We start from the raw sequence: 20,972 nt of genomic DNA, 5'->3' as shown, positions 1-20,972 counted from the left end.
GAATATTTGGAGTTTATAATCTTTTTAACTGCCTTTAAGGTGCTACTCATATTGGAGCGTTAACATGATAATCAGACCAAATGAAATCACTACTTGTTTCGGAAAGAGGTTATTATGAAGAAAATAATGATCGTCGGCTCTTTAGTATTTGCTATAACCGTCGGCGGAGCTTCTTGGAATAGTCAAGCAAGTGCAAGTCCACTTATGTTATCTTTTCCTACAATAGCTCCAATCAAAGAAGACTTAATCGATATTCTTAAGCTATCTTCAGATGAAGAATTATATAATGAACTATATGATGGCAGTACACTAGCTGATCTAGCTCAGACGAATGATGTCGATATTAACAGAGTGATTAACTTGCAGGTTGCGGAATTAACAACGTTCATAGATGAAAGATATGCGCAGGGTAGTCTTACATTAGATCAATATGAACAACAGAAATCAGAAGTGCGAGATGTGATTACACATAGTGTATATGGTATTTCATAAATGACGTCTCACATAAAAGGTACTGCCGTAATGTTGGCAGTACCTTTCTTATACAATTAGACTATTTTCGTCCATAATCAGCCTTGATCTCGCCCCACTCCTTTGTTTCCCATTTACAAACCTTATTATCGTAATCATGCGTGTGTAGCCAGTGTAACGCCCTGTCTACTAATTCCCACACTTCCTTCGTGGAGTCATCTCTTTTCAAGGTTGTTGCCACTTGTTTCTCTCTTACCCATTTCAGAGCTGTTCTAGAGTCACTATAGACCGTCTTCTTACTTTCCTCCTGCTTCAAGTAAGCTAAGGAATGGACGATCGCTAAGAATTCGCCAAGATTATTCGTACCATTGGGTATAGGTCCCTGTGCAAATATAACTTCTCCCGTCTGTGTATCAACACCTCTGTACTCAATAGGACCGGGATTACCTCTCGTTCCAACATCCACGGAAATGCTATGATAATCAATCTCTTCTATTGTTGTGCTAGAAGTTGATGCTCTACTCCCTTTATTCACGCTAGATGAAGTATTTCCCGTAGCTTGTTTCTTACCCCAATGTAGCTTCCAGCCTTCTTGGTATGCTCGTTCTGCTTCTATTTTAGAATCATATGATTTGAATTTAGCATCTTTGAATTTGGTCACTTGCGCCTGGCATTCAGACCACTTCGTATAGATCCCTGGCTTATATCCAACCCACACGACATAATATTTCTGCTGTGCCATGATCTTCATCCTTTCTTAATCAGACTTCAATGCGCTCTAAGGATAATGTAGATCAATCCATCATAGAGCATCTTTTGCTTCAATTGGGATATAAATATCAATCGTAGTTCCAAGACCTACATCACTTGTTAGATTTAAGTGACCCCCATGTGACGCGAGTATTTTATGTACGATGGTCATCCCGAGTCCATTGCCATCCTCTTTGGTAGTATAGAATGGCTCGCCTACCTTCTTCAACACATCATCAGACATTCCGACGCCATTGTCACTGATTCGCACCCTTTGAAAAGCACCTTGGACCTCTAACGCAATTTGAATAATACCACCTTGTGGTAAGGCATCCTTCGCATTGCTTAGAATATTCAGAAAGACCTGTTTCAATTGGTTCCTATCGCAATGGACTTTCTTGTCTTGAATCATATCATATTCAATTGAGATTTGATTCAGTTCAGCTTGGATATGGAAGGTTCTTAATACTTCTTGAATAATCGTATGACAATAATCTTGATTAAATTGTGTTGCTTGGGGCTTGCCTAAAATCATGAAATCCCTAGTGATTAAATCCATTCGATTCAGCTCAGACATGATCAGATCATAATGATGTATTGCATCCGTGCGCGACAACTCAAGTAATCCCTTCACCGTTGCGAGCGGATTTCTGATCTCATGTGCAATACTTACCGCAAGTTCACCTGCAAAGATTAACTTCTCTATATTGCGTAACATTTCCTCTGTCTTTTTCATTTCTGTAATATCCTGAAGACTTCCCACCACACGAATTAACGTTTGTGTATCATCAAACACCGGGATGACATCTAATATATAGTGATGTTGTGAATCCTGTACTTGTAGACATAATTCTATACCCGTACAGGCCGTCTGTTCATCGAACATGAGACGGAAATACTTCCCTATAGCCGATATACGAGTCACGGAAGAATTCATCAGCTCACTTCGTTCACTTGTGTTGAGATCTAATATTTTAATACACTTCTCGTTGATCTCTAGGATATTGCCAGAAGAATCAGTTATGACAATTCCGTATAATTGATTACCAAGCAATGCTTGATTTAATATATTCAATTGATTATTCTCATGGCGCAACATCATCTCATGCTTCACAGCATCGGTAATCGTACTTAACACATGAAGAAGTTGTGGATGTGCATGCTTTTCCTCCGTCATTAACGACAACGTTCCTATCATCTGTTGATCCTCCCCATACATAGGTACTGAATAACAAGCAGAACTTTTCAACATCCTATGAAAATGGTCTTCGCCAACTATCGCAATAGGTCGTTCGTATTGAAGACATAAATCAATCGAATTTGTGCCTGTGTCTTCACTAAATCGTACCCCTTCTGTAATGCCTAGCGATCTCACCTTATGCAGGAAGGACAGGTTACCTTTTATCGTCAATATGTATCCGTTGTTATCCGTAATAAATAGCACAACTTCATGATCAGCCATAGAGGATAAGAGTCTATCGATAAATAAGAGGATGATACCCATAACATCCTTGTACTTATATAATTGATCTTCTAACTCCACGTCTGTGAAGCATGTGTGAAACACTGGGGCTAGTATCGGATTAATGCCTATTTGCAAACATCGTTGCTTCGATTCCCAAATCATCGTCTCACCCTTTTTAATATCGTTCTCACAAGACACTGAGTATGAATCTAAAGTAATAGGTACAAAAACCTAATAAAATAATAAAAATGATGATATTGTATCCCTCATTGTACTCCCAAACTTACTTTTTCTCTACATTTTTATAAAAGTGGATTACATATACTTACATAGACATGTCACTTTTGCCAACTACATTGACACGCATAGTAATATGCGTTAAATTGTAGTTCAGAGGTGAGAACTGTGACCCGTAGCACGATTAGTTCGGAATTAATCCGTGGACATGTAGATACCATCATACTTCGTGTTCTAAGTGAGGGCGATAACTATGGATACGAAATCATAAAAACAATAGCGAACGATAGTCAGGGATATTATGAATTGAAGGAACCCTCGCTATACAGCAGTCTAAAGAGACTAGAAACACAACAATTCATCTCTTCTTATTGGGGTGATGAGAGTCAAGGTGGTAGACGTAAATATTACTCGGTAACACCGTCAGGTCTCGACACGTATGCAGCCAATATTGCTGCTTGGCGGATTGCAAAGCCTTTAATTGACCAACTTATAGAAAAGAAGGAGGATGTCTAATGATACGGTTACATCAGCACGTTGATTATTTATTCTCTAAATACAAAGATAATAAACAAACAAATGAACTGAAATACGAGATTACATCCAATCTTGAAGCTAAAGTATCGGATCTCATCGCTAATGGTATGCTAGAAGATCAAGCCATAACCATAGCTATCGACCATATGGATTCCATCGATGGACTTATTGATAGCAACCCGCAAGTCTATGTGCATAGACTTCAGTTAGAGCTAGTACAAATTGCCTTGATATACATCCTAATTGGATGGATACTTACGATTCCCCTAGGCATCATAGGTACAACAACCCTTTTCAACTTATCTATGATGGTGCTTGTCATTCTATGTGGGGTCGTGTTCTTACTGTTACATAGTAATAAGAACGCTCCATGGATGAATAAAGTTACTACTCTTTCAATAGAATATTTCCAACGATACAGACGAATAGCTTGGACCGTGTGGGGTCTGTTCATGATTGCAACATTCATGACTAACGTTGCACTTCGATTCGGAAGCCATATTTGGTTTATGAGGTCAATACACATCAATGGTCCTTATCAGTTTGCAGTCATTATTATTCCTTTTCTGTTGCCCCTGTTCTCCATCATCATCCCCTTACTATTCAACAAGGCCATTACGCTTATGTATAAATACGAAGTAGGTGACGTTTATGAAAAATAGAAATTTCATTATTGTCGGTTTGTTACTCCTTGGTATCATCATTTCTGTTCTCGTCTATGGGGTTATCAACCCCCGATTAGCTAAGAATGAAGAACAATATGCACAGGATCAGCAAGACCCGCTCACACATGATGTGACATCCATATTGAAATATCGTAATAAATACATGGGTAATGCTACAAATAACATACATCTGATGGGATCATTACCCTTAGCTAACATTGACAGGACATTTCAGCAGTTTCCTGATACATTCACCTTCGAAGTGCATTTCAAAGAGAATATATTAGCTATTGATAAAGGGCATCTTGAAAAATCCCTAATCTATAATGCTAGTGCTGCGTTCTCTTTAATCGACAACCTTGATGAAATTCATTTTATCTTCATGGAGGATTCTTATTCTGTTACGCGAAGTGCTGTTGCACAGTGGTATAACGTGGACTTATCTACACTTACAGACGAGCACACATGGAAACAACTCGTTCAAAGTAAGCTTAGTGATGAATCCTATGTCGCCGATGCCATGCGTACGGTGTTCCAATAACACATCGAGCAAATAGAAAGGGAGTTGTCCCATATGCAACCTTTTACGCAACAAGTTATTGAAATCATTCGAGATATTCCTAGGGGAAAGGTGATGACATTCGGTGGAGTGGCTACCTTTGCAGGGAGTCCGCGCGGTGCTAGACAGGTTGTGCGGATCCTTCACTCTATGAGCGATAAATATAACCTTCCTTGGCACAGGGTAATCAATGCCAAGGGAGAAATATCAATTCAAGACGATGAATCGAACTTTCTTCAGAGATCATTATTGGAGGACGAAGGAGTTGAATTCGATATGAACGGTCGCATCGATCTATCCATCTACCACTATATCATTAATATATCCCGGATTTCTTGCTCCGAGAATGTAGACAATGACTGCTCACCTGGCTGAATGACTTCATCAATGAGGTCTTTCTTTTTCTGCTGAAGCTCGTACATCTTCTCTTCCACGGTTCCTTGTGTCACCAGTCGAATGACTTGCACAACATTGGTCTGACCCATACGATGGGCACGATCCGTTGCCTGTTCTTCCACAGCAGGATTCCACCATAGATCATAAAGGATAACGGTATCTGCACCGGTTAGATTCAGCCCCGTTCCCCCAGCCTTTAATGAAATAAGGAATACATCTTCTTCTCCTTCATTGAATCGATTGCACAAATCTACACGCTCAGAGACAGGCGTTTTGCCGTCCAAATACATAAAGGATACATCCTGTTTATGAAGTTCCCGTCTAATCAAGCCAAGCATTTCGGTAAATTGGGAGAAGATCAATACTCTTTTGCCCGCATAACGACATTCTTCAATCGTCTCCAGAAGTTGTTCGAATTTAGCTGAACTACCTTTATAATCTGGCACGAACAGAGCAGGATGACAGCAGATCTGACGAAGTCTGGTTAGCCCTGCTAGAATCTTAATTCTATTCTTCTGGAAGCTATTCTCTTTAAGATGCTTCACGGTCTCATGCTTCAATTCAGCCAAGTAAGCTACATAGAGCTTCTTCTGATCGGGCAGTAAATTCGATATGTGTACCGTCTCGATCTTATCAGGTAGTTCCTTCAACACATCACTCTTAAGACGTCGTAGAATGAAGGGACGAATTCGCTTAGCTATGGCACCTCGAGTTAGATTAGCAAACGTCTTCTTATTCGAGAATAACTCAGGGAATACAACGTCAAAGATCGACCATAATTCTTCAATTGAATTCTCCACAGGTGTACCCGTTAGGGCAAAACGATGCCTTGCTTTGATCCTTTTCACAGCCTTCGCGGTCTGCGTATTATGATTCTTGAAAGTCTGCGCTTCATCCAAAATGAGCGTATGGAAAGTCGTCTCGATATACTCTCCCACATCTCTACGAAGCAGCGGATACGAGGTGATAATCACATCTAATCCAGATAAGTCTTCTAATACTCGACTTCGTTGCCCATGCGTACCATCAATGATGGTTGTGACCAGCATTGGAGCGAACTTCTTCAGTTCATTCCTCCAATTGTAGATCAGTGAGGCTGGTGCAATAATAAGTGCTGGCGTATTTCGCTTCCTAATCTCAGGTAATACCGAGACAATAAATGCAATACCCTGCAATGTCTTACCAAGCCCCATATCATCGGCTAATATCCCACCAAAACGATAGTGAGCCAACGTCTTCATCCATTGATACCCATATTGCTGATAGTCTCGAAGCACACCACTCAGCGATTGTGGAATGGGAAAGTCGAGTAGATCGGGGTTACGCATATTCTCAAGAAGTCTTCGGAATGACTTGCCCATACTCACAGTAGCACCTTTGTCCTGATAGTCCATTACTTGTAGTCCACTTACAACCGGTACTCGAATCTCAGAACCTACCATCTTCCCCGTACCTATGCCCATTTCATTCATGAAATGTAGCATTTTCTGAAACTTCTCACCTTCTAAAGGAGCTAAGGCACCATTTCGCAACCGGTAATATCTTCGCTTCTCTTCTAACGATTTCACAAGATCACGTATTTCATCCTCCGGGATTCCATCGATATCGAATTTAAATTCTAACCAATCATGTCTGGAATCCATATCTACAACAATCTTCGGAGCGTTTAGACCTGGGTGGATTCTCGCTTTCACAGCAGTCGTGGCATATACCTGTAGCAACTTCTCGAGTTGCGGGACAATATGGTATAAGAAGTGATACTCCGCATTCTCATCGGCTAAGAAGTATCCTCTTTCTGCCCTAGTAAAGGCGCTTTGTTCCATAAGATCAAGAATGCGTCTCTCCTGCTCACCATCTCGTACTAGTATCCATTGATCGCCTTGCTGCTCACGATTCTCTTCATTTAAGGGATCAATAATGATTCTCCCATATTCAAACTCCAATCCTGCCAGTAAGCGATCTTTCACACGGTCCAAATACAATTTAGCCTTGAGAGGCGTTCGTACCATTCGTTCAGAGACAACCTTTGCAATATGTACATGCCCAAGCTTCATCAAGCCCGGGATAACCTTGTCCATGTATGGATCGAGTTGCTCCAGTGGTATCCGGATATACGGTTCATTCGATTTCTCCATCATCAATTTTAGCTCCATAAGACGATTACAATCATGAACGGATAACTTCACAAGTCTACTCTGGCATACGATGACACCATAAGACTCCATAATCGTTATATCATCGAACCCATTTATATCTAAGTAATACCCTTCTGATGTAGAGTGATTGAACTCGAATTGAAGCGAAGGGCCTTCCTCTGATATATGGATCCCCTCTACGATTTGATCCCCTTGTACGAGTCTCACTTTAGGCGCCATCTCTAGTCGTTGCAATAACTTATCCCAATAGATTGGTGGAATCGTGATGCTTCGATTACTATAAATAGAAGATTGATCATGCATACCCTCATGGATATTCACAAGAAGTAGTTGTTGAATCACTTCATCATTCTCTGTAGTGAAACTGTGAAGGGATGGGTCGTAGGTGAAATGCTTAGAGAACGTATAAGGTTCGCCCCGTTCAATAGCTCCTAGAAACCGTCTAATGTTCTTCACAACAAACAATCGATTTATTCCAACCTTCATATCAATCCCGAACATGAACTTGTTAATTCTTGTAGCGATGGGTCTACAAGTGAACTCCATTTGAAGAGGTGTTCTTGCATCTAAATAGTTCCGAACACGGGTAGAACGGCGAGCTTTATCTGTAAATAGTTCCAATATGGAGCTAGCCAGTTGATTCTTATCACTCGTAGAATATTGGATAGCGTTCTGCTGAGTTTGCTGTAATTCATGGACCTTCTGTAGTACCGCCGCAATATGTTGGCAGTAGAGATCATATGAAGATAATGTGGGACACGTACACGCTGCATTGACTTCACCATGCATATCCGTTCTTATCGTTACCTGTTCACGGCTTTTACCTTGAACGATTGCTGTGTAGGATCCCTCTTCCAAATCCGTATATGTAAATGTAACTTTATTAGCTCTAACGTAGGCTGCTCCTTTATCAAAGGAGGTCTTTCCACACCATTGCTTAATGAGGTTCGGGGTCAACTCAACATCCATTGGTTATATCCTCCTGATGATAGAACATTATCTTAGTTCTAATGATAACAGATATTCAACCGGTCAACTGCAACTAGGTGAGAAGGGACGAGAAGTTTAATTGTGATTGCGTCTCGATTGGCATGTCTCCATTGGCATGTCTCGATTGAATAGTTGCATATTGTGTATCTACATTCAGCTAGTCTTCTCGGAAGTGATGTTTAGTTGCATATTGTGTATCTAAATACTGTATAACTGCCCCTTTTCACTATACATCCACTTTTAACTGTCTTTTGAGCAACTATTTCTCTCCCATCACCACTTCCAATCATAATAAGCACCATTTATGCAACTATTAGGACAAAGAAACAAGCTGACGTCGATGGAATGAACTGCTCCTATCATAGTAGACAGTAGAAATAACAAAACCTTCTACTACTATAATGATGGGAGCATATCAGAGTATCGATGCCAGCTATGCGTTAAGCCTGTCTTGTTCATAAACCTACCTAAATTACATTACCAATCATCTAGTTAACATAGACTCCCTTTATCTGCGAATAGGCTCAATTCGATACTCTTCGTTGCCAGCCTCTGTTGCTAGGTGTTCCGTATGAATCTCCCACCCCAAGGATAGGACGGATTCCAACCGATTCTTCTCGGCTGCCGTTAGTGCCACCATGACAGCTTCCTTACCCTCTTCTAATTCAAGTGTAGCTTCCTTACCTAGGGCAATAACAATCCAGCTACGGATACCACGAATGGTATTATATTTAATCTGATAACCATCCTGTACGGCCTGCTTGAATTCCTCTGGCTGTTCAAGATTGAATGTTGTCAGTTGCGTGTAATCAAATTCGAATTCACTCTTGTCAATTGGCAAGTCACCTTCCGACACTCTTCTTAGCAACTCTTCATCCGACCAGTTCAAAGCCCGTAAGGACTCTAGTAATAACGCATGCCATTGGGATAACTTCACACGATGTAAGACATCTGTCATAACTAACCCTCCTTCTTTGTTGTGTATATTGTATGGTGTCGGTATCTATCTATTCATCGCCATTAGCGAGTATAGACTCTGCAAAGTGGCAGGCGATAAAATGTCCCGGACTGACTTCCCGCAGATCTGGGTCATCCGCCTCGCATTGCTCTTGGGCATATGGACAGCGCGAACGGAATTGACATCCGCCAGACTTGAAGCCGGCAATCGCACCTTCACCCTTCATGACAATCCTTTCGCTAACCGCATGTGGATCAGGCTCGAGAATCGAAGAAAGTAATACCTTCGTATATGGATGACCGGGATGTTCATACAACTCATCACTTGGAGCAACTTCTACAAGATGCCCACTGTACATGACACCAATCCGATCTGAAATATGGCGCACCATCGATAAGTCATGAGCAATGAACAGATAGGTTAGCCCGAACTCCGACTGCAAATCTTCAAGCATGTTCACGACCTGCGCTTGAACAGATACGTCTAGGGCCGAGATTGGCTCGTCGCACACAACGAATTCCGGTCTTACCGATAGCGCTCTAGCGATTGAAATACGTTGACGCTGCCCTCCACTGAATTCATGGGGGAATCGATAGAGATGCTCCCGCTTCAACCCTACCCTTTCAAGCAACATAGCGACTGCCTCTTTACGTTCTTCACCTTGGTATAATCCATGAATCTTCATAGGTTCACTAATCAAATCGAGTACAGTAAGACTTGGATTCAACGATGAATAGGGGTCTTGAAATATCGACTGAATCCGTCTACGAAACGGCTTCAACTGCTTCTCCCCAAGCTTACTTAGTGGCTGTCCATCAAAGGATACTTCGCCATCCGTGTAATCATATAATCGTAGAAGGCAGCGTCCTACGGTGGACTTACCACTTCCAGATTCCCCTACTAATCCGAATGTCTCTCCCTTATGGATCTGGAAACTAACTCCATCTACAGCTTTATTCACCTCTGTGTCACGGCCCCAAATGTCCTTCCCTTTAGAAAAGTGTCTCTTAAGGTTTCTAACATCAACTAGAATCTTACTCTCACTCATTAGATCTCCCCCTTACATCCCCATCCACAGTCTGCTCATCTTGCAAAGTGTCCGCTAGCCAGCATGCTGAGCGATGACTAGGAGATAATTCGAAATGCGGTGGATGTTCAACGCATTGTGCGAAGGCATGGGGACAGCGTTCCATAAAGGGACAACCCGGGGGTGGATTTAACAGATCGGGCGGTGTGCCTTCTATGGGAATAAGTCGTTCGCGTGATTGTCCATCTCGTTTGGGGATAGAACGAAGCAAACCCTTCGTATATGGATGCTGTGCACGATAGAATATATCTTCCACCGTACCTTCTTCCATGATTAACCCGCCATACATCACAATCACACGGGTACACACCTGTGCAACCACACCCAAATCATGTGTAATCAGTGCTACTGCCGTATGCGTGTTCTCTTTTAACTCTTTGAAAAGATCTAGAATCTGCGCCTGTATCGTTACATCGAGTGCTGTCGTGGGCTCATCAGCGATTAACAGTTCCGGCTCACAAGACAGAGCCATAGCGATCATTACCCGCTGGCGCATGCCCCCACTGAATTCATGTGGATATTGCTGTAATCGCTGTTCGGGATTATGAATTCCGACCTGTTGTAACATGCTTGCTGCTTCGACAAGAGCTTGTTGCTTATTTAATCCTCTATGTCGGCGGATCACTTCGGTTAGTTGTTGGCCAATTCTCTTCACTGGGTTCAGTGAAGTCATAGGGTCCTGAAAGACCATCGCGATCTGATTGCCACGTATCTTTCTCCACTGCTTCTCGGATAAATTTCTAAGGTTCTGACCTCGAAATTGGATGTCTCCTCCGATAATTTCACCCGGTGGTGTAATTAACGACATAATGGCTTTGGCTGTAACACTCTTACCACTGCCGGATTCACCAACAATCCCAATCGTTTCGCCAGCATCAATGTGAAAGCTGACACCACGGACCGCCTGATTCTCTCCACCCTGCGTATAGAATGAAACCTTCAAATCATCGATAGTCAGTAGTCGTTCCGTCATCATGTCTTCACACTCCTATCTCTTGATCAACTTCGGTTCAAAGCCAATTCGTAAAATATCACCCAATACATTAAAACTAAGGACAGTAAGTAGAATCAATAATCCTGGGAATAGTGCTAAATAAGGCGCCTGAGCAATGTAGCCCTGCGCATTGTTCAACATACTACCCCAAGTCGCATTCGGAGGTTGGACTCCAAATCCAAGGAAACTTAGAGAGGACTCCATCATAATCCCAGATGCAATGTTATTCGTTGCCCCAACAATGATCACGGGCAATAATCCCGGAACAATATGTTTGATAATAATTCCGTAGGCACTTTGCCCGGAAGCTTTCGCATATAACACATACTCCCGCTCCTTGATGGCCATCGTCTCAGCTCGGATTACCCGAGCGATACTCATCCACATAAGCAAGGCTATAATAATGATAATGTTACCAACTTTCGGCTTCAAATACACGCTAAGTAGCAATAGAATGAGGAAAGAAGGAATCGACATTACAATATCGAGCATTCGCATTAATAGGTTATCTATCCAGCCACCGAAGTAACCACTAATCACACCAACCGCCACACCGATACCGGTTGCTATAATCATAGAAGCGAATCCTACTAACAGAGAAACACGACCGCCATACAAGGCTCTAGTGAAATAATCACGACCGTAATCATCGGTTCCGAACCAATGGTCTGCTCCGGGTGACGTAAGACGTTGGGTAATATCCAGTGCATTGGGATCATAACCCGATAAAAAGGCAAATATAGCTGCTAGTGAGAACACGATTAGAATCATGAGGGCAGCGACCCCCACTTTATTCGTAAATAGCTCACTTCCAACACTTTTCCACTTACTTCTATTCATGGGGTCACCTCGTTAGTTTGATTCGTGGATCGACAATGTTGTATAGAATATCCGCCGCCAGATTGCCTACGATAAGCATTAAGGAAGAGAATAAGGTAATGCCCATAATGACCGGGTAGTCCATTCCCCGAACTGCTGTCATTCCTAAAGATCCTATACCCGGCCATGAGAATACCGTCTCTGTCACGATGGCACCCGCTACCAACTCACCCATAGACATACCTAGTAGTGTGATGACAGGTAACAGCACATGCTTTAATACATGGCGGAACAGTATCGTTGTCTTATTGGATCCAAACGCATATTGTATCTGGACATAATCTTCTTTGAATTGCCCAATCGTGCTGGAGCGAATGTATCTAACATAGCTAGCTAGAAAGCTAAACGCTAGAACGCTACAAGGCAGAATACCGTGCCTTATGACATCTGTTGCGGATTGCACACCAATGGTGCGCATCCCCATGCTAGGTAGCACCTGTAACTTAATAGCGAATAAGTACATAAGAATGATAGCTAACCAGAATAAGGGGACTGAAATCCCAACATAAGCGATGAAATTGACCGATTTATCAATCCAACGGTTCCGATTGGCTCCAGCAAGAAGGCCCAATGGAATCGCGAGTATAACCGCAAGACCAATGGCGCTCCCCATTAACCCTGCCGTTGCGGGTAACCGCTCCAAGATCTGTTTCAGTACAGGTTGGTGATTCACAAGGGAATAACCGAAATTTCCCTGCACCACTTCTTTGATCCATATGAAATATTGAATGTATGCTGGCTTGTCCAGTCCGAGGTTATGGCGAATACGCTCAATATCTTCTGCGTGCATATTCGGTGTAACAAAGGAAAGCACCGGGTCCCCTGGTGCCAACTTGACCATCGTAAAGCATACAACCGATACAAAAAATAGCATCGGTATGGTTTGCAACAATCTTCGAAGGATGAGTTGTCTCATGTAGATGTTCTCCTAGCTCATTAGTAGCAAAGAAATAAGCTGAGCGAACCAGCTTATTTCTTTGCAGTACTTATTTAAGATAAATTTTGGATAAGTCTTCAAAAATAACGACCGGCTTCAATACTGCTTCTTCAATGCCACCGTAACCTTTGGATATTGCTACGATAGTCTTCGTGTAAGCTATCGGATAGATAGGAGCATCTTCTGCCACTAATTGTTGGGCTTTCTCATAAATAGCGCCCCGCTTCGTGGCATCCCCTTCACCGGCTCCTTCATTAAGTAGTTTATCCACTTCTTTATTCTCATAATGAGAGTAGTTGGAATTACCATCTGAAGAATACAAGATGCGGTAAGCATCGGGGTCATATCCCATAATATAACCTGTAACGGCTAGTTCATAGTCTGTCGTATTCAGATCAATTAACTTCTGTACAAACGCTGTAGAATCCATGTTCTGAAGTTCAACATCAACACCAATCGCCTTCAGCTTTTGTTGTACATACAGCGAGATAGCTTCCTGCGTCTTATTACCACTTTGAACAATAAATCTAAGCTTCAGATTAGTAATTCCCGCCGATTGTAGCAGTTCTTTAGCTTTATCCACGTCATTATCGAAAGATGCTACTTCATTCGTAAAGTATAGGGCATCTGGCGTTAAGAATGACTTCGCTGGATCTGCAAATTCACTAGAGGTGTATGCCGTTTGGATCAGTTCATCACGGCTTAGTGCTAAGGAAAGGGCCTGACGAACTTCCTTTTTAGCTAGAGCTCCTGTGTCACTGTTCGCGTTGAATAACAAATAGGATAGGCGTCCTTCACTATAAGGGAGAATCTCGAAGTTGTTCGTAGCTTCGATCGTTCCGACATCTTGCGGATCTAAATATTTAACGTGAATCTCTCCGCTCTGTAGAGCAAGATTAGCAGCATTTGTATCTTTTGCAATCCGATAAGTAACTGAATCCAAATGAGGCTTGCCACCAAAATATTGATCAAATCTCTCGAGTGTTAAGTATTCACCTGTTTTGTATTCTTTGAATTTGAAAGGTCCGGATCCAACCGGTTCAGCGTTCTTCGTACTCTTCTCCATATTCGCTTCATTCTCAAAGATATGTTTGGGAATTGGGAAGATCTGCACTAAGGTAGCTTCAAATGCAGGGCTGACTTGTGGAAGATGGAATTCTACCGTCTGCTCATCGACCTTAACCGCTTTAACGGGTTGATCATGAATCAATAGGTTCGATCTTAGAAAGCTGTTCTGCTTCTCATCCAAGATACTGTCGATTGTGAACACAACATCATCTGCCGTCAGCTTCTCTCCATCATGCCAAGTTAATCCATCCTTCAACTTCAACGTATAAGTTAGATTATCTTCCGAAAGGGTTAGACTATCTGCCAGATAGAATGTCTCCACACCGTTATTCACTTGAAACAATGGCGCATATAGCGATTGATCAATCGTTAGACTTACGCGATCACCAGCGTATAGTGGATTTAGGATGACCGGATCAGCTGCGACTCCGATAATCAGATTACCGCCATCTTTCGGCTCACTATTTGTAGTTGGTTCTTGAGATCCTGCTGGTTCTTGACCACCAGATGTCGTATTATTTCCACCAGAGCATGCACTAATCACTAACGTTAGTACCATTAAAGCAATCAATCCAGATAATCTTTTATGCATTTTCATTTCCTCCATGTCTATATTTATTCTGTTTGTCGATTATATATCGGAATACTCGGAGTTACAATAACCCTATCATTTTAATTATTCTATTGAAAAGAAGAAAACGATGTATTGTCGGTTACATACCGACTATACATCGCAAATTTTACATCATACATTAAGATATATTTTAGATACTTCTCTTAGTATCTCACATCATACTTACAATATTCATCCCCATGAACATTGCATTTCACTTCTCGCACGCTGACGCGTTTACCCATCATTTTCGTGAGAGCTCCCTCCAAGACGGGTAGTCCTTCACAGAAACAATCATAGAAGACATATATCATTCTCCATAATTGATTTAGATCAATTTAATATATTGTGTTCCACCTTATACTGAGAACAAGCAAGAAGATAACCTACAAGGAGGAATTACAATGAAAACAATGACTTTGCAATTAGAACAACTCACATGCCCAAGTTGCATTAAGAAGATAGAGAAGGCATTAGGTAACCAGGAAGGTATCCACGAAGTAAAGGTTCTATTCACATCCAGCAAGGTCAAAGTGCAGTACGATACGAGTGTTATTGCATCAGAAGCGATCTCTAAGATCGTCACTAAGCTAGGATTTCAGATTCTGAATACAAAATAAGGAGGAATATAGATGTCTAGAAAAAGAAAGGGACAGATTGTTATTATGTCAGGATTGCTCATCGTTGTATCTTTTCTATTGAAAGCTTGGAGACTCCCGGATATTGTCTCGGATAGTCTAATGATTACAGCCGCGATGATCGCTGGTTATCCCATCATGAAGAATGCTCTGCAAGCTATACGTTTTCGCATATTAGGGATCGAGGCACTTGTCACGGTCGCCGTCGTCGGTGCAATCCTAATACAGGAGTTCTGGGAAGCGGCAGCAGTTACCTTCCTGTTCATCTGCGGTTCCTATCTCGAAGCTAGAACGATCGAGAAGACGCGCTCTTCTTTACAAGCCTTGATTGATTTGACTCCTACAATGGCCTCTGTCATGCGTGATGGGATTGAAGTTAAAGTGTCGCCTGATGAAGTGATCCAAGGCGAAGTTGTGCTTGTACGTCCCGGCGAGAATATTCCAGTAGATGGTACTATTCTCAAAGGGAAGGCAACGGTTAACCAAGCTGCTATTACGGGTGAATCGGTTCCGGTTAGCATGGAGAAAGACAATACCGTGTTCAGCGGAACGGTTATTGAACATGGCTATTTGGAGATCATCGCAGATAAGGTAGGGGAAGATACGACATTTGCTCGCATTCTCAATATGGTGGAAGAAGCGCAAGAGTCCAAGGCACCTACGCAGAAGTTTATCGAAAAATTCGCAAGATACTATACGCCTGGTATTTTTATATTAGCCATTATCGTATACATCCTTACAAGAGATATTGAGTTGACCCTGACCTTGCTAGTCATTGCTTGTCCAGGGGCTATGGTCATCTCCGCCCCGGTCTCCATTGTAGCCGGAATCGGCAACGCTGCGAAGAATGGGATTCTATTTAAAGGTGGCGAGACAATAGAGAAGGCTTCTAAGATCGAAGTGGTTGCTTTTGACAAAACAGGTACACTCACCGTTGGCAAACCACAAGTCAATCAGATTCGTGCCTTTCATATGAATGAGAACGATCTTCTTCAATTGGTAGCCCGTGCAGAATACGCCTCAGAACACCATTTAGCCAAAGCAATCATAAACGAAGCCAATATCCGATTCGGATCTGTCATTACACCTGCCGAACAATTCGAAGCTATAGCTGGTAAAGGCGTACGTGCTGTTGTTGACGGGACGGAACTGGTTATCGGTAATCGTAAACTCATGTCAGACTATGACATTTCATACGATCAGGAAGTAACACAATATGTTATTCAAGAAGAAGATAAAGCACAGACTGTAGTGTATGTTGCTAATCACGAAGGCATTCTAGGGCTCATCTCTATTGCAGATGTGTTGCGATCCGATGCGTATAATCTTGTCGATCAATTGAAGAAGTCTGGCGTTCAAACCATCGTGATGCTAACCGGTGATAATGAACGCACAGCCGCAGCTGTCTGTCGTGAGCTTGGAATCGATATGTATTATGCCGAACTACTTCCAGAGGATAAAGTGATGAAATTAAAAGAACTTCAAGAGAAGTATGTCGTAGCTATGGTTGGTGATGGAGTGAACGATGCTCCTGCACTTGCAATCGCAGATGTAGGTATCGCTATGGGAGGATCAGGAACGGATGTCGCTATTGAAACGGCAGATGTTGTTCTCATGTCAGACCGTCTAGCCAAGCTAACATATGCCTTAGAAATTAGCCGTGCTACAATAAGCAATATGAAGCAGAATATTTACTTCGCGGTAGCCATCGTTATAATTCTATTACTAGGCGTATTAACAAGAAGTGTATTCATGGCTTCCGGAATGCTCGTGCATGAACTTAGTGTATTGTTGGTGATTATCAACGCTATTCGTCTAACACGGTTCAAAGGGATCACCGCCAACACACCCATCTCTTCAACACAGATTAGGGGGACTCAACATGGAGTGCAACCATCAAATGAATAATCAATCTTCGCTATGTATCAACAACGTGCCTATTCTAGATGATCTATCAGCGCAAGAGAAAGCCGAAGTGATGAATACATCCATTAGCAAGAAATATAAAAAAGGGGAGAATATATTCTCCCCTGGTCATTCGTCAGCTAATCTTTGGATTGTACATCAGGGTAGCGTCAAGATTTCTCGATTCTCATCTGCCGGTAAAGAACAAATTGTACGTATTCTTCGTCAAGGCGAGTTCACGGGCGAATTATCTCTATTCAGCCATACGATATTGAATAGTACCGCGGAAGCACTAGAGCCTACGGTGATCTGTCAGATACAAGGCACAGTTATAAAAGATCTTATGTTGCGTTCTCCTCAGATTGCAATTAAATTCCTTGAGAAATATACCGAGCGCATTGAAACCGCCGAAGATAAGCTTGAACAACTCATACTCTACGATGTTGAGCAACGCTTAGCACATATCCTATTGGAGATGCTTGAAGAACAAAAAACGGATCATATGGATCCGCCTTCAATTCAAACTCTTATTCTACCCATCAGTAAGAAGGATCTTGCGATTATGATTGGAACGACCCAAGAGTCTTTGAGCCGTAAACTGTCCTATTTCCAAGAACAAGGATGGATTCGCTTGGTAGGCCAACGTCAAATTACTATTCTAGATAAGGAAAGTCTTCAACGATTTAACGAAGATTCTGCAAATGGCCTTTCATGAGTGATCAACGAGTTCAACCTCGTTGGTCTTCTACTCGTTCTTGTTCGAATGCAATCTTCAAATCATCTTCTACGCTTCCATCCCACTGAGGAACACCCGTGCGGTAAGCTGCTCTCCCATTCAAATGACCCGCAACAGGCGAGGTAATAAATACGAATGCAATACCTAACAATAGCTTGATGCTCACGACATGAAGAAAGAACATAAAGTAGAGAAACGTGCCGACGAGCACACAGAGAATACCGAGCGTGGCACTCTTCGTTGCAGCGTGTGATCGTAAATAGAAGTCGGGCATTCGGACAATGCCCACAGCACTTAGTCCGCAGAATAATGCTCCTATTAATATCAATATTACAATCAATAACTCACCGATCATACTAAACATCTCCGTGTTCAATGACAACACCTCTTTCAATATATCTAGCCAATGCGGTTGTCCCAATAAACGTCAGAATACCGATTAATAGAATAATATCCATAAAAGCCTGTGTATGCAGTAACAAGGACAGTACGGCGATGATGGCCAGCACGTTAATTCCTATCGTATCCAATGCAGCGATCCGGTCAGAAGGTGATGGTCCTTTGAACAACCGATAGAAACAAGCTACTACCGCTAAAGACAGAATCACTAGACTCGTTATTAATAAGGCCTGAATCATGAGCGTGTCACCTCCATAATGGCTCGTTCAAACGTACACCTGATCTGTTCTGAGACCTCTTCTACATCCTTAATATCCATGGCATGAATATATAGTGTCTGTCCGTCTGAAGATACCTCTAGTGTCAGTGTTCCTGGAGTCAGACAGATCAGAGAAGATAATATCGTAATTTCCCAATCGGATTCAAGTGCTGTCGTATACGCGAATATTCCTGGCGTAATATTTAACTTAGGGCGCAGAATAGTTCTCATCACCATCAGACTAGATAAGATCAACTCTCGCATGAATATAGCTAACAGCTTAATAATCGACCACACCCGTTGTACGTATATTCGCTCCCTAAAGAAACGTCTCAGCACTAACAGCACTACGATACCTAATAGGAATCCGATAATAAAACGAGATACAGACCAATCATTATTTAGGAACATCCAAAGGAATGAGATCATCAGATTCAATAAAATTTGAAATGCCATATTTATCTACTCCCCATTACAGCTTCGATATAAAGCTTTGGATTTGCCAATACATCGCCAGCTTGCGATACATAAGAATAGACTGTTTCCGCACCAATTCCCATAAATATAACGACAACTAGCAATCCTACAGCAATACTAGTCATGCCTTTTAGATGAATGGGTTGCCGATCTATCTGTTCTTTCTCATCGCCCCAGAATGCCATTCTAAATACTTTGATCAAAGAATATAGAACAAGGAAACTTGAAGCTAGTCCGACCAAGGACAACGTTAGCATTCCTGCATCCAGACCACCCCGGATTAGCAATACCTTTCCAGCAAACCCACTGAGGGGAGGTATGCCCACAAGGGTCAACGCCAACGTAAAGAACATCCAGCCAATGAGGGGATAACGTTTGATAAGTCCACCCATTTCCTTCAATTGGTCGGTACCCGCAATGGTAATGATCATTCCCCCGAGAATAAACATTAATCCCTTGGCAAGTATATCGTGTAATAGATAGAATACCGCACCGTTCAGAGAATCCCCCGTCGACGCCGCTAAGCCAAACACTATAAATCCTACGCTAACAATCACGTTGTAATTCAGAATACGAGGAATGTCATTATAGGCCACTGCCCCAATTCCCCCAAGAATCATGGTAGCTGCAGCCATCCAGGCAATCCATGAATGCGTTAACCCTGGGTCGTGATAAAAGATTAATGTGAACATTCTGAATATAGCGTATATTCCTACTTTGGTTAGTAATGATCCGAATAACGCTCGAACTGCAAATGGTGGTGCACCGTATGACCCAGGTAGCCAGAAGAATAAGAGCAATCCCGATTTCAATGAGAAAACGATAAGGAACATGATCGCAATGACATTGAGTATACCGCCTTGGCCTACCTCCGCTACTCGCGTAGACAATTGAGCCATATTCACCGTTCCAACAGCGGCATATAGATAAGCCACTGCCGCCACGAACATCGTAGAAGAAACAATGTTAATCAATAAATATTTGACCGTTTCTCGTAGCTGTAGCTTAGTTCCACCGAGTGAAATCAATGCGTAAGAGGACATAAGCATGACCTCAAAAAAAACGAATAGATTGAAGATATCTCCTGTGAAGAAAGAGCCATATACACCTACCAGTAGAAAATGAAAGAAGACGTAATAATAGGTTCTCTCCCGCTCCACTCCTATACTACGGAAGGAATACAGTAGTATAGCAAAACTTACGATCGTAGCTGCAAGAACGAGTAAAGCAGCAAACATATCTGCCACAAAGACGATACCATATGGCGGCATCCATCCACCCATATTCAATGTCTGGATACCATCGTGATGAATACGATTGACTAAGATGATACTGACAAGCACATTCAATATGGCACTAATCACACTAATGAATCGTTGCGTACCCACATGATTTCGTAGAAACATGAGAATAACAGCCGTACTTAGGGGTATTAGTATCGGCAATACAGGTAAATTACTCATTGGTCATCCCCCTTAATGCTATCTATATCGTCCGTACCCAACGTCTTGTATGCTCGGTAAGCAAGCACGAAGAAGAATGCCGTTACACCAAAGCTAATCACGATGGATGTTAGAATCAATGCTTGAGGTAGGGGGTCGACATAAGCTTCGGATTGTCCATTCAATATGGGAGCATCCCCTCTTTTCAATCCGGCCATGGTTAGGAGTAACAGGTGAACACCATGCGTGAGCAAGCCCGTACCCAAGATAATACGCAGTAGGCCCTTGGAGAGAATTAGGTAAATTCCAATGGCAAATAATATGCCAACGGCGACAGACATGATCAATTCCATC

23 protein-coding genes are annotated in these 20,972 nt (G+C 42.2%); 8 read left to right on the top strand and 15 right to left on the bottom strand.

The features are described 5' to 3' along the window. Nucleotides 1–114 precede the first annotated feature (114 nt). Nucleotides 115–492, top strand: coding sequence for a hypothetical protein (locus tag ACH8E3_RS06010; protein WP_458631708.1), 378 nt, complete (start codon nucleotides 115–117; stop codon nucleotides 490–492). A gap of 61 nt (nucleotides 493–553) precedes the next feature. Here ACH8E3_RS06010 and rnhA read toward each other — a convergent pair whose 3' ends face one another. Both rnhA and ACH8E3_RS06000 read right to left on the bottom strand, forming a co-directional pair. After that, nucleotides 554–1,213: a ribonuclease H gene (gene rnhA / locus ACH8E3_RS06005; RefSeq protein ID WP_458631707.1), complete on the bottom strand. Its 660-nt coding sequence runs from the start codon at nucleotides 1,211–1,213 to the stop codon at nucleotides 554–556. Between the two features lie 60 nt (nucleotides 1,214–1,273). After that, nucleotides 1,274–2,848, bottom strand: a complete 1,575-nt coding sequence (locus ACH8E3_RS06000; RefSeq protein WP_458631706.1) for an ATP-binding protein — start codon at nucleotides 2,846–2,848, stop codon at nucleotides 1,274–1,276. A 243-nt stretch (nucleotides 2,849–3,091) separates the two neighbouring features. Here ACH8E3_RS06000 and ACH8E3_RS05995 point away from each other — a divergent pair, with 243 nt between their 5' ends. The 4 genes from ACH8E3_RS05995 to ACH8E3_RS05980 are packed head-to-tail and all read left to right on the top strand — an operon-like array spanning nucleotide 3,092 to nucleotide 5,059. Beyond that, a complete protein-coding gene (locus ACH8E3_RS05995) occupies nucleotides 3,092–3,439 on the top strand; it encodes a PadR family transcriptional regulator (RefSeq protein ID WP_458631705.1) in 348 nt (115 codons plus the stop codon). Continuing rightward, entirely contained in the window at nucleotides 3,439–4,122 is a 684-nt protein-coding gene (locus ACH8E3_RS05990; RefSeq protein ID WP_458631704.1) for a permease prefix domain 1-containing protein, read from the top strand. Before ACH8E3_RS05995 ends, ACH8E3_RS05990 begins: the two co-directional genes overlap by 1 nt. Beyond that, nucleotides 4,112–4,666 carry a DUF4825 domain-containing protein gene (locus ACH8E3_RS05985; protein ID WP_458631703.1) on the top strand — a complete coding sequence of 185 codons (555 nt, stop codon included), beginning with the start codon at nucleotides 4,112–4,114 and terminating at the stop codon, nucleotides 4,664–4,666. Before ACH8E3_RS05990 ends, ACH8E3_RS05985 begins: the two co-directional genes overlap by 11 nt. A 33-nt stretch (nucleotides 4,667–4,699) precedes the next feature. Further along, nucleotides 4,700–5,059: an MGMT family protein gene (locus ACH8E3_RS05980; RefSeq protein ID WP_458631702.1), complete on the top strand. Its 360-nt coding sequence runs from the start codon at nucleotides 4,700–4,702 to the stop codon at nucleotides 5,057–5,059. On the opposite strand, the gene ACH8E3_RS05975 is transcribed toward ACH8E3_RS05980, so the two are convergent. The 8 genes from ACH8E3_RS05975 to ACH8E3_RS05940 form a co-directional block, all read right to left on the bottom strand. Next, nucleotides 4,993–8,205 carry a DEAD/DEAH box helicase gene (locus ACH8E3_RS05975; protein ID WP_458631701.1) on the bottom strand — a complete coding sequence of 1,071 codons (3,213 nt, stop codon included), beginning with the start codon at nucleotides 8,203–8,205 and terminating at the stop codon, nucleotides 4,993–4,995. The genes ACH8E3_RS05980 and ACH8E3_RS05975 overlap by 67 nt on opposite strands. Nucleotides 8,206–8,734: 529 nt before the next feature. Then, on the bottom strand, nucleotides 8,735–9,184 hold the full coding sequence (locus ACH8E3_RS05970) for a hypothetical protein (protein WP_458631700.1): 450 nt from the start codon (nucleotides 9,182–9,184) through the stop codon (nucleotides 8,735–8,737). A gap of 49 nt (nucleotides 9,185–9,233) precedes the next feature. Then, nucleotides 9,234–10,232 (bottom strand): ABC transporter ATP-binding protein, encoded by a 999-nt coding sequence (locus ACH8E3_RS05965; protein ID WP_458631699.1) that lies wholly within the window; start codon nucleotides 10,230–10,232, stop codon nucleotides 9,234–9,236. Continuing rightward, nucleotides 10,225–11,244 carry an ABC transporter ATP-binding protein gene (locus ACH8E3_RS05960; RefSeq protein ID WP_458631733.1) on the bottom strand — a complete coding sequence of 340 codons (1,020 nt, stop codon included), beginning with the start codon at nucleotides 11,242–11,244 and terminating at the stop codon, nucleotides 10,225–10,227. Before ACH8E3_RS05960 ends, ACH8E3_RS05965 begins: the two co-directional genes overlap by 8 nt. 15 nt (nucleotides 11,245–11,259) lie before the next feature. Continuing rightward, nucleotides 11,260–12,105, bottom strand: a complete 846-nt coding sequence (locus ACH8E3_RS05955; protein ID WP_458631698.1) for an ABC transporter permease — start codon at nucleotides 12,103–12,105, stop codon at nucleotides 11,260–11,262. Between the two features lie 4 nt (nucleotides 12,106–12,109). After that, complete coding sequence (locus tag ACH8E3_RS05950) at nucleotides 12,110–13,060, bottom strand: ABC transporter permease (protein ID WP_458631697.1); 951 nt, start codon at nucleotides 13,058–13,060, stop codon at nucleotides 12,110–12,112. 70 nt (nucleotides 13,061–13,130) lie between these two features. Beyond that, entirely contained in the window at nucleotides 13,131–14,741 is a 1,611-nt protein-coding gene (locus tag ACH8E3_RS05945) for an ABC transporter substrate-binding protein (protein WP_458631696.1), read from the bottom strand. Between the two features lie 185 nt (nucleotides 14,742–14,926). Then, the gene (locus ACH8E3_RS05940) at nucleotides 14,927–15,076 is read right to left on the bottom strand and encodes a V4R domain-containing protein (RefSeq protein ID WP_458631695.1); all 150 of its coding nucleotides are present in this window, start codon (nucleotides 15,074–15,076) and stop codon (nucleotides 14,927–14,929) included. A 90-nt stretch (nucleotides 15,077–15,166) separates the two neighbouring features. Between ACH8E3_RS05940 and ACH8E3_RS05935 the strand changes: the two genes are divergently transcribed. From ACH8E3_RS05935 to ACH8E3_RS05925, 3 genes are read left to right on the top strand one after another with little or no spacing between them, the layout of a single operon-like run. Further along, on the top strand, nucleotides 15,167–15,382 hold the full coding sequence (locus ACH8E3_RS05935; protein WP_458631694.1) for a heavy-metal-associated domain-containing protein: 216 nt from the start codon (nucleotides 15,167–15,169) through the stop codon (nucleotides 15,380–15,382). A gap of 12 nt (nucleotides 15,383–15,394) precedes the next feature. Continuing rightward, the gene (locus tag ACH8E3_RS05930; RefSeq protein ID WP_458631693.1) at nucleotides 15,395–17,308 is read left to right on the top strand and encodes a heavy metal translocating P-type ATPase; all 1,914 of its coding nucleotides are present in this window, start codon (nucleotides 15,395–15,397) and stop codon (nucleotides 17,306–17,308) included. Then, nucleotides 17,283–18,020: a Crp/Fnr family transcriptional regulator gene (locus ACH8E3_RS05925; RefSeq protein ID WP_458631692.1), complete on the top strand. Its 738-nt coding sequence runs from the start codon at nucleotides 17,283–17,285 to the stop codon at nucleotides 18,018–18,020. Before ACH8E3_RS05930 ends, ACH8E3_RS05925 begins: the two co-directional genes overlap by 26 nt. 13 nt (nucleotides 18,021–18,033) lie before the next feature. Here the strand turns inward: ACH8E3_RS05925 and mnhG are convergent, their stop codons facing one another. The 5 genes from mnhG to ACH8E3_RS05900 are packed head-to-tail and all read right to left on the bottom strand — an operon-like array spanning nucleotide 18,034 to nucleotide 20,971. After that, complete coding sequence (gene mnhG, locus ACH8E3_RS05920; protein ID WP_458631732.1) at nucleotides 18,034–18,405, bottom strand: monovalent cation/H(+) antiporter subunit G; 372 nt, start codon at nucleotides 18,403–18,405, stop codon at nucleotides 18,034–18,036. Next, complete coding sequence (locus tag ACH8E3_RS05915; protein ID WP_458631691.1) at nucleotides 18,398–18,679, bottom strand: Na(+)/H(+) antiporter subunit F1; 282 nt, start codon at nucleotides 18,677–18,679, stop codon at nucleotides 18,398–18,400. The genes mnhG and ACH8E3_RS05915 overlap by 8 nt, the downstream gene beginning before the upstream one ends. Continuing rightward, complete coding sequence (locus ACH8E3_RS05910) at nucleotides 18,676–19,155, bottom strand: Na+/H+ antiporter subunit E (protein WP_458631690.1); 480 nt, start codon at nucleotides 19,153–19,155, stop codon at nucleotides 18,676–18,678. Before ACH8E3_RS05910 ends, ACH8E3_RS05915 begins: the two co-directional genes overlap by 4 nt. Before the next feature lie 2 nt (nucleotides 19,156–19,157). After that, the gene (locus ACH8E3_RS05905; RefSeq protein ID WP_458631689.1) at nucleotides 19,158–20,639 is read right to left on the bottom strand and encodes a Na+/H+ antiporter subunit D; all 1,482 of its coding nucleotides are present in this window, start codon (nucleotides 20,637–20,639) and stop codon (nucleotides 19,158–19,160) included. After that, nucleotides 20,636–20,971 carry a Na(+)/H(+) antiporter subunit C gene (locus tag ACH8E3_RS05900; RefSeq protein ID WP_458631688.1) on the bottom strand — a complete coding sequence of 112 codons (336 nt, stop codon included), beginning with the start codon at nucleotides 20,969–20,971 and terminating at the stop codon, nucleotides 20,636–20,638. Before ACH8E3_RS05900 ends, ACH8E3_RS05905 begins: the two co-directional genes overlap by 4 nt. Between the last annotated feature and the right edge of the window lies 1 nt (nucleotide 20,972).

The sequence above is a fragment of the Paenibacillus sp. CMAA1364 genome, assembly GCF_054373195.1.
This window is presented reverse-complemented; position numbering and strand designations above follow the sequence as displayed.